The organism is Nostoc sp. DedQUE04 (assembly GCF_034530995.1).
In the GTDB taxonomy this organism is placed as follows: Bacteria; Cyanobacteriota; Cyanobacteriia; order Cyanobacteriales; family Nostocaceae; genus Nostoc.
Genome location: NZ_JAVRCA010000032.1, coordinates 78,026 through 90,461 on the forward strand (window position 1 = coordinate 78,026; position 12,436 = coordinate 90,461).

The 12,436-nt window shown below is 40.4% G+C and carries 12 protein-coding genes; 4 read left to right on the forward strand and 8 right to left on the reverse strand.

Features of this window, described 5'->3' with window-relative positions; genetic code table 11:
* Window positions 1-62: 62 nt before the first annotated feature.
* Genes devC (RM049_RS21360) through RM049_RS21370 form a run of 3 tightly spaced genes read left to right on the forward strand, consistent with a single transcriptional unit; the run spans window position 63 to window position 3,758 of the window.
* Complete coding sequence (gene devC / locus RM049_RS21360; RefSeq protein ID WP_322705592.1) at window positions 63-1,223, forward strand: ABC transporter permease DevC; 1,161 nt, start codon at window positions 63-65, stop codon at window positions 1,221-1,223.
* Complete coding sequence (gene devC / locus RM049_RS21365) at window positions 1,213-2,406, forward strand: ABC transporter permease DevC (protein WP_322686945.1); 1,194 nt, start codon at window positions 1,213-1,215, stop codon at window positions 2,404-2,406. The genes devC (RM049_RS21360) and devC (RM049_RS21365) overlap by 11 nt, the downstream gene beginning before the upstream one ends.
* Window positions 2,407-2,438: 32 nt before the next feature.
* The gene (locus RM049_RS21370) at window positions 2,439-3,758 is read left to right on the forward strand and encodes an ATP-binding cassette domain-containing protein (RefSeq protein ID WP_322672821.1); all 1,320 of its coding nucleotides are present in this window, start codon (window positions 2,439-2,441) and stop codon (window positions 3,756-3,758) included.
* A 43-nt stretch (window positions 3,759-3,801) separates the two neighbouring features.
* On the opposite strand, the gene RM049_RS21375 is transcribed toward RM049_RS21370, so the two are convergent.
* The gene (locus tag RM049_RS21375; protein ID WP_322672822.1) at window positions 3,802-4,533 is read right to left on the reverse strand and encodes an ABC transporter ATP-binding protein; all 732 of its coding nucleotides are present in this window, start codon (window positions 4,531-4,533) and stop codon (window positions 3,802-3,804) included.
* 160 nt (window positions 4,534-4,693) lie between these two features.
* Here RM049_RS21375 and RM049_RS21380 point away from each other — a divergent pair, with 160 nt between their 5' ends.
* The gene (locus RM049_RS21380; RefSeq protein WP_322705593.1) at window positions 4,694-5,545 is read left to right on the forward strand and encodes an Rpn family recombination-promoting nuclease/putative transposase; all 852 of its coding nucleotides are present in this window, start codon (window positions 4,694-4,696) and stop codon (window positions 5,543-5,545) included.
* Between the two features lie 2 nt (window positions 5,546-5,547).
* Here RM049_RS21380 and RM049_RS21385 read toward each other — a convergent pair whose 3' ends face one another.
* The 7 genes from RM049_RS21385 to RM049_RS21415 all read right to left on the reverse strand — a co-directional run bounded on the left by RM049_RS21385 (window position 5,548) and on the right by RM049_RS21415 (window position 11,729).
* Window positions 5,548-6,339: an ABC transporter ATP-binding protein gene (locus RM049_RS21385; RefSeq protein WP_322705594.1), complete on the reverse strand. Its 792-nt coding sequence runs from the start codon at window positions 6,337-6,339 to the stop codon at window positions 5,548-5,550.
* A gap of 52 nt (window positions 6,340-6,391) precedes the next feature.
* A complete protein-coding gene (locus RM049_RS21390) occupies window positions 6,392-7,339 on the reverse strand; it encodes a branched-chain amino acid ABC transporter permease (RefSeq protein ID WP_322699400.1) in 948 nt (315 codons plus the stop codon).
* Window positions 7,340-7,392: 53 nt separating this feature from the next.
* Window positions 7,393-7,995, reverse strand: a complete 603-nt coding sequence (locus tag RM049_RS21395; protein ID WP_322705595.1) for a Uma2 family endonuclease — start codon at window positions 7,993-7,995, stop codon at window positions 7,393-7,395.
* A 13-nt stretch (window positions 7,996-8,008) separates the two neighbouring features.
* The gene (locus RM049_RS21400; RefSeq protein ID WP_322699398.1) at window positions 8,009-8,959 is read right to left on the reverse strand and encodes a branched-chain amino acid ABC transporter permease; all 951 of its coding nucleotides are present in this window, start codon (window positions 8,957-8,959) and stop codon (window positions 8,009-8,011) included.
* 7 nt (window positions 8,960-8,966) lie between these two features.
* Window positions 8,967-10,265 (reverse strand): ABC transporter substrate-binding protein, encoded by a 1,299-nt coding sequence (locus RM049_RS21405; RefSeq protein WP_322705596.1) that lies wholly within the window; start codon window positions 10,263-10,265, stop codon window positions 8,967-8,969.
* A gap of 290 nt (window positions 10,266-10,555) precedes the next feature.
* A complete protein-coding gene (locus RM049_RS21410) occupies window positions 10,556-10,879 on the reverse strand; it encodes a DUF6464 family protein (protein WP_322672829.1) in 324 nt (107 codons plus the stop codon).
* Between the two features lie 355 nt (window positions 10,880-11,234).
* A complete protein-coding gene (locus RM049_RS21415; RefSeq protein WP_322705597.1) occupies window positions 11,235-11,729 on the reverse strand; it encodes a hypothetical protein in 495 nt (164 codons plus the stop codon).
* Between the last annotated feature and the right edge of the window lie 707 nt (window positions 11,730-12,436).

Genomic DNA, 12,436 nt, shown 5'->3' on the forward strand with positions numbered 1-12,436 from the left:
GAATAGGAAACTTAGACTTTAACAATTTTTGCAGATGTCTAAATCATCAGGAGTCAGAGAATGTGACTAAACGTCAGCACCGCAAACACTGGAAAGGGCCCCCGTTGGCATGGCGCAACTTAATGCAGAGTAAAGCTCGCTTAAGCGTGGGAGTTTCAGCCATCAGCTTTGCGGTTTCCTTAATATTTATGCAACTTGGACTCTTTGGCGGAGTGATGAAGGGAGCGACGCTCCTCTATGACAGCCTCGATTTTGACATTGTATTGATTTCATCCAAGTCGCCAGAGTCTACCAATGTTCCACCCTTTCCCCGACGTTATTTGTATCAGGCGGGAGGGATGAATGGCGTTGCTACTGCTAGACCGCTATACCTGTCATTTGGCTCGTGGCGCAATGCAGAAACGACGCGAATACGAGCGCTTTTGGTTTTGGGGTTTAATTATCGAGATCCTGTGTTGCGCGTGCCAGAAGTTTATCCGTATTTACAAGACCTGCAACGCCAAGATACCTTGCTAATGAATCGCTTTTCACGCTCCGAATTTGGCCCGAGAGAAGTAGGTCTGAAAACTGAACTGAGCAGGCGACAAGTTGAGATTGTGGGGTTGTTTAGCTTAAATAACACTATCCGTGCTGATGGCACTGTGATTGTTAGCGATGGAAATTTTATTCGTCTCAATCCGGGGCGATCGCTAAATGATGTGAGTCTGGGGCTGCTGAAAGTTGAGCCGGGTGTAAACGTTGATGAAGTCGTACAACGCTTACGCCAAATCATGCCGGCAACGATTAAGGTGTTCGATCGCCAGGAAGCCATGGCCAGAGAGCAGGAATTTTGGGTTAAATCTTCTTCGCTCGGTTATATCATTGGTGTTGCGGTTGTCATGGCTTTTTTAGTTGGGACTGTCATTGTCTATCAAGTCCTGAGTTCTGATGTCACTGAACGCTTGCACGAATACGCAACTTTAAAAGCCATTGGATATACTAATCTGCGTTTGCTGACAGTCGTTGTCCAAGAAGCGGTTGTGCTGGCGGCGCTGGGGTTTATTCCCGGTTGTCTTCTGGCTTTGGGTATGTACCATGCCATTTTTATTGCTACAAGACTACCAGTCGCCATGACTGTTAGCCGGATGTTATTAGTATTTGGCTTGACGATTCTGACATGTAGTGCGTCTGGACTTATTGTTGCTCGCAAAGTATTAGTTGCAGATCCCGCTGATGTTTTCTAGGAAAAAGGTTCGAGTTGTCCTTTTTAAGTTTTCCCTTGCTTGGCGCAACCTGCTCCAGCGCCGATCGCAGTTTTTCACAGCATTAGCCGCGATCGCCTTTGCGGTTTTTCTGATGTTTTCCCAACTCGGATTTCAGAATGCAATGTTGAATAGTAACGTTGCGTTTATTCAGGTACTAAATGCTGATTTAATCATGCTCAGTCAGCGACGCTATGTTACCGTTATTGACGAAACCTTTAATCGAACTCGATTATATCAAGCTAGACAATTTGAGGGCGTTGCCGCCGCTTATCCTCTTTATATCACTCTCGGTAGTTGGAGACGTTCTGGAACTGCTGAGGAAAGGTCTATCCGAGTACTGGGATTTAACTTAGACGATCCTGTTTTTCTTTTGCCTGAGATTCAAGCTGCTGAATCCGTTCTCAAAATGCCCAACACTGTATTGACTGATAGCAGGTCTCGCAAAGATTATGGTTCTATGCAACCGGGTGTGACGACTGAGCTTTCTGGTGTCAACATCAAAATAATTGGCACGTTTGAACTGGGTGCTGACTTTGTAACTGATGGCAATTTAATTGTCAGCGATCTTAATTTTCTGAGAATCTTTGCAACTAGACCTTCTGGCATTGATTCCAAGCTTCGTCCATCGCTCAACGACGTTGATATTGGTCTAATCAAAGTGACTCCAGGAACGAATAGCGATCGCCTAGAAAAGTTTTTAAATCAAGCTTTACCATCTGATATAGTTGTTTACACCAAACAACATTTTATTGCCAAAGAACTAGATTATTGGATGCAATCATCTGGAATTGGGGCTATTTTTGGATTAGGAACAATCATTGGTTTTGTGGTTGGTATTGTCGTAGTTTACAACATTATCTATAGTAATGTTACAGATAATCTACCTCAATATGGTACTTTGAAAGCCATTGGCCATTCTAATTTTTATCTTGTCAGTATTGTTTTTCTCCAATCTATAATTCTTTCATTTTTTGGTTTTTTTCCGGGCTTTTGCTTAAGTTCTATTTTTTATAAATTAATTTCTACGGCTACAGGGCTGCAATTAGAAATGGATTTTAACGTTATCAGCCTCGTGTTATTTTTAACAATTTTAATGTGTGTGATTTCTGGACTGATTGCCAGCAGAAAACTTAAAAAAATAGATCCTGCTGATATTTATTAACAAAGATTTTGAATATATGTTGATATAAACTGATGTCTAACGAACCAATTATTGTCATCAAAAACCTCAACCATTATTATGGCAAGGGTCAATTACGCAAACAAATATTATTTGATATTTCCCTGAAAATTTATCCTGGAGAAATTGTGATTATGTCCGGCCCCTCTGGGTCTGGAAAGACAACACTGCTGACTTTAATTGGGGGATTGCGTTCTGTTCAAGAAGGTAGCCTTCAGATACTAGGACACGAGTTAAGCAAAGCCAGCAATCGGTTGCTGGAAAATGTCCGCAAGCAGATAGGGTTCATTTTCCAAGCTCATAATTTGTTAGGTTCCCTAACCGCAAACCAAAACGTGCAAATGTCTTTGGTGTTGAATGATGCGATCGCAATGGAAGAAGCGCAAGAGCGATCGCAAGCAATATTAGAGCAAGTGGGACTGCAAAAGCGGATTCATTCTTATCCACACCAGTTATCGGGCGGACAAAAACAACGAGTGGCGATCGCGCGGGCTTTGGTAAACCGGCCCCAACTGATTTTGGCAGATGAACCAACAGCAGCGTTAGACAAAGCCAGTGGTCGAGATGTGGTGGAACTAATGCAAAAACTGGCAAAGCAGCAAAATTGTACCATTTTGCTAGTAACCCATGACAACCGAATTTTAGATATTGCCGATCGCATCGTTCATTTAGAAGATGGTCGTTTAGCCTCGCCTACAGAGCAAGCAATTTTAGACATTGAGAGTACAACAACCTCATTAGTTAAAGCGAAAAAAGAGGAATTGAGCCGCACGCTTGAAGAATTAACAATCCCTCAGTTTTTGAGTTTGCTTCAGAAACTCAAAGAAGAATTTGAACAAGTTTTGCAAGCAATGAATATTCTCAGCGAGCAAATGCTAAAAGCAAATATTGAGGAAGTGATTAGGGCGTTAGCCTGGAAAATTGCCCAAATTATGCGTGCGGATAGAGCAACTATCTTTGTAGTCGATCGGGAAAAAAACCAGCTTTGGTCTAAAGTTTCCCGGAGTGAAAATGAAGAAGCGGTAGAAATTTTCCTGCCGATGAATGATAGTATTAGTGGTTATGTTGCCACAACTGGTGAGAGTGTAAATATAACTGATGTTCAGCAAAATCCTCAGTTCTATAGAGAAATCGATCGAGCAACTGGATATCATACTTGTAATATCCTTTGCTTACCCATGTTCAATAGCAAAAACCAAGTATTTGCAGTGGTTGTGTTGACTAACAAATTAGGAGGTAGCCCCTTTGATGCCAATGATGAACGTCTACTTCGCGAACTAACTGCACCGCTCAGTGTAATTCTAGAAGGTACTCTCTCGGTGTTACAACAATAGAGTTGTCGGGAATTGAAGAAGAATTCAGAAGTTAGAATAATATTTACCCTAAATAAGCTTTTTTAACTCGTTCATCACTAATCAATTCTGATGCTGCCCCTGTTAAGGTAATAGAACCAGCTTCTAAAACATAACCGCGATCGGCAATTTGCAGCGCTAAATTCGCGTTTTGTTCAACTAACAAAATAGTCACGCCTGTAGCCCGGAGATTTTCAATAATAGAAAAGATTTCCCGGACGATCGCAGGTGCTAAACCTAAGCTAGGCTCGTCTAAAAGCAACAGTTGTGGTTTACTCATAACAGCGCGAGCGATCGCTAACATTTGTTGTTCGCCACCACTGAGTGTTCCTGCTAGTTGATTGCGTCTTTGTGACAAGCGGGGAAATAGCTCAAATTGGCGCCCAATATCTGCTTTGATCTCGGCTTGATTGGAACGAATATAAGCACCCAAAAGTAAATTATCAAATACAGTTTGCCGCGCTAATACTCTACGTCCTTCAGGACAATGGGCGATACCAAGTTGTACAACTTCGTGAGTTTGGCGGCGAGTAATATTATGTCCATTATAGATAATTACGCCACTCTTCGGATTAACTACTTTAGATATGGCACGGAGTGTAGTTGTTTTTCCAGCACCATTAGCACCAATTAAAGTAACTACCTCGCCTTTTTGAATAATTAAATTAATCTTTTTTAAAGCTTGGATACCGCCATAATTTACATCAAGTTCTTGAACTTCTAAAATTGTATAGTTTGGCTTACTATCGGCTTTCATGGGCGGTTTACATCCAGAAATGTTGATTCAAAATCTAAGATACATCAATCATACATTTCTTAAAACAGTGCCAAGACATTGCTTCAACTTCAAACTAACGCCATAATACCGTAATCTTTATGATGTACGATTAATTACTGATAAATATATCAAGCGTCCAGTGGCAAAAGTAGCAGATATTGGTAGCAAAGGACTAATTAATTTAGCTCCCGATGCATGGGTAAAGTGGGTAACACAACGTCCTGAAGTTGTGGCGAGAGAAATTCTCGGCTCTGAGTTTCACTGGATTAGCCGCGAAACAGATGTGTTAGTGAAAGCATACAGTGCCACTGACGGAGATTTTCTTGTACTCAATGAACTACAACTGCGTTACACAACACAGATGCCTCTACGGATGAGAGCTTATGCTGCCTTGGCACAAGAACGCTATCGATTGCCAACTTACCCAGTACTGATCAACATTTTACCGCCTTCATCCAACTTAACTATTGTCAGTAGTTACGAGCAGGAATTTTTAGGATTACGTGCTATCCAAGATTATCGCACGATCAATTTGTGGGAAATCGATGCTGAAATAGTCTTTGAGCAACCACTACCATCGTTGTTACCCTTTGTGCCAATCCTGCGAGGAGGGGGAGAGGTATCAGTTGTGCAACGCGCATTACAGGCGCTACGAGCAGACGCACAGTTGAACCAATTAGAATCATTGCTGGCATTTTTTGCTAGCTTTGTCTTAGACACGCCTTTAGTACAACAAATCATGAGGTGGGATATGGCAGTATTGCGAGAATCGCCTTGGTATCAAGAAATTGAGCAAAGAGGTATTCAGCTAGGTCTTCAGCAGGGTGTACAACGGCAGTTAATCCGAGTATTGCGACGACGCTTTGGTGAAATTCCTCATGAAGTGGAAGCAAGGCTTGAGGGTGAAAGTGTGGAAAAATTAGAAAATTTAATGGATAGTGCGATCGCTGTAAGTTCTTTAGACGAATTTATGGTAATTTTGTCTACGTAAATTCATTCATTTCCCAAATAAGCTTCAATTACAGCCGGATCGTTTCTGACTACAGATGGTTCGCCCAAGGCAATTAATTGACCAAAATCTAATACAGCAATGCGATCGCACAAACCCATAACCAATGGTACATGGTGTTCTATAAGGACGATCGTCAAATTGAAATCATTGCGCAGGCTACGGATAAATTCACTCAATTGCTGCTTTTCATTTGGGTTCATTCCCGCCGCCGGTTCGTCGAGAAGTAAAATTTGCGGTTCTAAGGCTAAAGCACGGGCAATTTCTAAGCGACGCTGATCGCCGTAAGCAAAGTTTTTGGCTTTCTCGTCAGCGCGATCGCTTAATCCTACTAAATCTAATAAATCGAAAGCTTTTTGCTTAGTTTTTAATTCTTCGCGAGGCGCTGGTGGTAATCCCAAAACACCTGTAATCATATTACTTTTGGTGTGTAAATGTCGGGCGATTATCACATTTTCTAACGCCGATAATTCCCCAAACAAGCGGATATTTTGGAAAGTACGGGCGATACCTAAAGCAGCAATTTGATGAGGACGCAGTTGAGAAACTTCTGCACCTTGATAAATTAATTGGCCACCAGAAGGTGGAATAAAGGCAGTAATCAAATTAAACAGTGTTGTTTTGCCAGCACCATTAGGGCCAATCAGCCCAAAAATTTCATGTTTATTTACACTAAAAGATACATTATTTACTGCCACCAAACCACCAAAGCGACGAGTTAATGCTTTTGCTTCTAAGACAATATTGCTGTTAGCTGCTGAAATACTATGTGACATTTTCGCATATTATTATAAATTATAAAACTTACGCAATAACTCTCTAAAACTCTTATTCCTTTGTGCCCTTTGCGTGCTTGACGGTTCGTTTTTTTCTTTGAAAAACATCTGGAGTAATTAGCCCTTGAGGGAAAAAGATTGTACCTATTACTATAAGTAACCCAAAAATAATTAATCTACCATCCCGCAAAAACTGTGCTAACCAATTAGGTAAACCACCAGTATCAGCGAGGCTTCGCAGAATCTCTGGTAAAGCTGTAAATACCATACCTCCAATTACCGGGCCTAAAAAAGTTCTCGAACCACCAATTAAAACAAAAGTTAAATATATAATGCTGGCATCAAAAGTACCTTGACGAGCATTCCAGGTATTGAGGAAGTGAGCGCTAATTGCACCTACAACCCCTGCAAGCATAGCCCCCAATGTAAATGCCAAAACTTTGTAATAAGTCGGATCGATTCCCATTGCACCCGCAGCTAATTCATCTTCACGGATCGCGATAAAAGCCCTGCCAACGCGGATGCGTTCTAAACGATAAAGTAGCACCATACTAATTAATAGTAAAGGCAGAGCAATCCATAAATATTCGAGTTGTGTTTGGAAAGGTTGAGGAATGCCAAAAATTCCAACAGCACCGCCTGTAATGTCTAAATTCAGGGAGATGACGCGCAGAACTTCCACAAAAGCGATAGTTGCGATCGCTAAATAAATTCCTCGCAACCGTAATGCTGGAATTCCCACTAAGATACCCAAAAAACCAGAAATTACACCCGCAATTAACATCTCCAATAACAACAATGGAATTGAAAATAAACTACTGCTAGATGTAAAAACTTTGGTGGATAAAATTGCTGCAATATACCCACCTAAAGCATAAAATCCTGGACTAGCTAAAGACAATTGTCCTGTCATTAAGGGTAAGTAAAGCGATAATCCTAATAGCGCTCCCAATACCATAGAGACAATCAAAGAAGCGTAAGTAGCGAAAAAATCAGCCATTTTATTTAATATATTTTGATTAAGTTTAATCAAACTATCGCTTTTATTAACTATTAAGCTGTTAATATTTCCTCTGCTGTCAGCGTCAGTTCAGGAAAAGTTCGTGACACAATTCGTTCTGAACCTCTAAAATGTGTGCATTGGTATTTACCCTCAGCATCTAATAGAAAAACAAACACAGCCGGAACTTTTGGATTTCCTAAATATTCTCTTAATCCAATTGCCAAATAATCTATAATCCAATATTCTGTAATACCTAAGCGTTGATATTCATCTAATTTATCAATATAGTCATCTTCCCAATTAGTTGATGTCACCTCTACAGCTAACTGGATGGGTTCTTCAAGTGCAGCATAAGCAGAACGATTTGAGCGCCATTTATCTTTATCTATGACACTTACATCAGGCTTGCGCCCTTGCTCTATGCCATTGGCAGTTATAGTTTTAAAGACTGCTGTGTTATTAACTACATAATTCAGATTTAGTTGCCTAATTTCATCATTGAAACCAAACAATAGAAAATTAGCGACATCATCATGATTTCTAGTTGCACGCACTTCTACAATTTCTCCATCCACAAGTTCATATAAACCTGACTCTGAAGACTGTTCTAAAAATTGGTCAAAAGTTAATTTTTGTTTGGTATATGTTTTCATAGCACTACTCTCTTTAAACTTTCTGAATAAACCGCCGTCCTAACAAACCTTGGGGTCTAACTAATAGCATGATAAACAAAATTGCAAAAGCTACTGCGTCTTTATATCCAGAATAATCAGCAGGAACAAACGCCTCTACTAATCCAATTAACAAACCTCCCAATACTGCACCAGGAATACTACCTAAACCACCTAAGACAATTACTGCTAAACCCCGCAAACCAAAAGCAATGCCAAAATATGGCCCTGCAATACTAACACTAGAGGCAACTAAAGTTCCTGCTAATCCTGCTAAAAAACTGCTAATGAAAAAGGTTAGGATGATAAAGCGATCGCTATTAATTCCTAACAAACTAGCTGTAGTTGGATCTTCTGCGATCGCTTGCATTGCCTTACCATATTTAGTCCGATTGATAAAATAGGTAAGAATTGCCACAATCGCTACTGACACAGTAAAAATTACCACCTGAACACTGCGAATCGGAATTGGGTTTTCTGAACTACCAAAGTTAATCGCAGGTGGCAAATTACCATAAGTATTTGCGGGGTATGTGTAACTTTCCGCGCCTATTAAATACTGGATTAAATTCACAATTACTACTGCTACCCCCAAACTGGAAACAACAGTTAGCAAAGGATCGGAGCCTTGACGGCGCAAAGGTTGAAAAGCAACGCGTTCCATCACTACCCCTACCAATCCTGCCAAAGTGCTTCCTAAAATTAAGGATATAGCAAATGGTAATTTTATTGGCAAGGCTGCATTAGCCAGCAAGCCATTAAATCCAAAGTTCCCACCCATAAGTGCATAAGTGAAATATGCACCCAAGGTAAAAATCGCGCCATGAGCTAAATTAATAATGCCCAAAATCGAATAAACCAAGGTATATCCCAAGGCGAAAATTGCATAGATGCTACCAATGGATAACCCATTTAATAATTGCTGCAAAAAGATATTAATATTCATTTAGCAACTATTTTAGAAATGTGAATTTACCTTGACTTCCATCTTTTTCCATTTTGATTTGAGCAACATAGAAATCTTTTTGCACGACTTCACCTGTGGGAGTAAAACCAATTTCACCCAATGGTGTATTGTATGTTCCTTCAAGTATTTGTTTATTTAACTGCGTCCGTAATTCTGGTAGCTGTAGTTTATTGACTTTGCTCTTTTTATCTAAAGATTGGAGTGCTTCTACATAAACCTGCACTGCTGCAAAAGCTTGGGCGCTAAATTGGGGTGGTTCTTTTTTATATTCTTCAATATAAGCTTTACGAAATGCCGTGTTAATTTCACCTGGATGTTCTGGACTGTAGGCTTGAGCAATCAATACCCCATCACAAAGTGCTTTACAAACTGGCAATAAATTCGATGTATTTAGACCATTTCCACCGACAATTAAGCCTTTATAACCCAGTTCCCGCAATTGCCTAACTAAATTACCACCATCAGCAGCCAAGCCAGAAATAATTACCAAATCTGGTTTGAGATTAATCGCATTGGTTGCTTGACTTTGAAAATCTGTGTCACTAGTTTGGAATTTTTGCACTGTTACCAATTCTAGTCCTTGATCCTTAACTGTTTGCTGAAATATTTCCGTTTCTGACTTGCTAAATGCATCATTTTGGGCGTAAAAAACTGCAACTTTTTTCAGTTGAGGATTTTGCTTAAGTGCCGCTTTCACCGAATTAGGTGCAACGATGGAAACTGGTGCAGAAACACGAGCAACGTAATCACCAATTTCGGGAATATTTTTAGCAGTATTTGATGGGCCAATAATTGGTACTTTTGCCCGTTCGCCAATGGGATCGGCACTAAAGGCTTGCTGTGACAAAGTCGGGCCCACAATTCCAATAACTTTATCTCTATTAATTAGAGTTTGAAAAGCGTTAATTGCTCCTGCTTCATCACCGCTAGTATCCTGAAAAACTAATTTTATTGGTGTGCCATTAACACCACCTTTACTATTAAAATACTTTTGGGCAAGTTTGGCTCCAGCGACTTGCTCTTGACCCAGTAATGCCACATTGCTAGTTTGGGCAACACCAATACCAATAGGAATAGCACTTGATAATGTACCCGTTGTTGCTGGAGTATTGGTTGTAGTATTATTTGGGGTACTATTTGGAATACTATTTGGACTAGTATTTGGACTAGTATTTGGACTATTAGTGGGAGAATTTGTCACTGTGCTAGTGTCACCACCACAGCCTGTTAGTAGCAAAGCGCAAGTTGATAATAATGCTGTTGTCCGAGCGATCGCGTTGTTCATCGTTGGATAATCATCTAGTTATGAGATATTCGGCAAGAGTTAATAGTAAAGTTCATAATCTGCAAACAAAATGATGCAGATTTACACTTTTGCACGAATTCTATTAAATCATTCTTATTTCACCATGCAAAGAGAAATATTCAAAGTGCTTGTAAATACAAATTATTATAATTAGTAATGATTTTATCATTCCCTGGTTCTAGTGCTATGAAGTCGCCAGAAAACTATCTACGTCATAGCGTCTGGGTTAACCAGGTAATTTTAGGTAGGTTAAGTATTGAGTGAGAATCTTAAGTACTTTTTTCATTACCAGTTAATTCTCTAGGTTCGTAGTGACGGCAACCGTTACACGGGCCTTCAGGATTAATAGCACAGCGGATATAGCCAGATCGGGCATTAAACTTGCAGCTGATATCGCCAATCAGATAACCTACCCCTTCTAAATAATAGCGATCGCCTTCCACAGGTCTAAGGTTTTGCCGTCCCTGTACCACTGGAAAATTCATGGCTGCTTGCCTCATCCGCAAGCGCGATCGCTGGGTTCTACGGATCATCCACAAGGAAAACAGGGACGGTAAAAAACCAACGGCAATCACTAAAAGTGTTTTTAACACCTTCTTTTTACCTCTTCTGTGCGCTGATTGATTGTCCCTGATGTTACACTCTGGTTTTACGGAAGTGCAAATATTAGGACGGCTTTGTTTCTTTGTCACCAACTATGATTGCAAAGAAATAATGGCAGTGTAGTATCTAGCAATTTTGAGAAACGAGTTCCTTCTGCCACTTCAATCAGCATAACTGTTACAACCTCAGAGGCGATCTGCCGTTGAATGTTGATATAGCACAAGCCTTGGTGGTTAGGACATTAACAGATGATAAAACTTAGACACAACAAGACTTTTCACCCAATCCCCAGCGATGCACTGAGCTTGTCGAAGTGTCACCAGTCCCCAGTCCCTTGCTAAAATTTTAAGATTTGTTGACTAATACCTTTTTGAAGAAGCGTTTTGTGTCAACTTCAGCCCCATTCTTGTTTTTTCTGTGTCGCTGTGATGCTAATCTTTTTTTGGTTTGCTGACGAAGTTGCTGTGCTAGCAGTGCAGCTTCCCTTTCGGCTCGGAATAAATCAACTTTTCGCGTTGTCAAAATAAATGATTCGTCAGACTTTTGTTTCACCCAAGGGATGCTAACTGCAAAATACTGACAAATATTTTTGCATATCTCCTTTATCAAAAGTGGGTAACGTTTTTGAGTATTCATTTTGTTAGCGATCGCTTTCAACTCTAATATCGCTGCTTCTAACTCTTGTGCCATCTGATTGATGCGTTCGACTTGTATTATAAAACGCTCCCGTTCACTGATGATTTTTTTTTCTTGGGGTTGCAGTGGCACTATAGCAGTAGTTACAAATGTAGGCTGGAACAGCAAAATAGGCTTTTTGTCCGTGTCTGGAATTTTTTTCATACTACCTCAAGCAAGGCTAGCTGACTTTTAAAGCATTTTAGCAGCTAATTAGTAAATTTGTACTATAAGATTACCCCACCCTGGTTTTGTCTAAAGCCAAAACTGCCTCTCCCCTTGGTAAGGGGAGGGGTTGGGGGTGGGGTAAAGAGTATGTTGAGCGTAAAGCTCAAGGGGCGTAAAAGTAAATCATCATTTAAGGTTTTAATGACTTGGCGATCGCTATTCCTGTTTTTTACGAAATAAGTAATACCAAACCGTCCCCCTTTCCAATTCCCTTTCATAGCGATCGCAGGGAATCTTCATTAGCGAAGCGAGATAAAGGCGCACCGAGCTTCGCAAAAATTAAATAACGCGATGTGCGACTTTTTTTATTCTTGTGGGATGCACATCTTGTCCGTCCTTTCTGGGCAGGCAAGATGCCTACCCCACAATAGAATCAAGGTTTAACAAAATTAAGTTGCACACAGCGTTAAATAGCAGTTCGATATTGCAATCAAGCGAGAAGCGCGATATTGAATTCGGGCAGTCGTTTGTTGAATTCGGGCGGTTGTTTGTTGAATTCGGGCAATCGTTTGTTGAATTCGGGCAGTCGTTTGTTGAATTCAGGCGGTCGTTTGTTGAATTCGGGCGATCGTTTGTTGAATTCAGGCGGTCGTTTGTTGAATTCGGGCGATCGTTTGTTGAATTCGGGCGATCGTTTGTTGAAT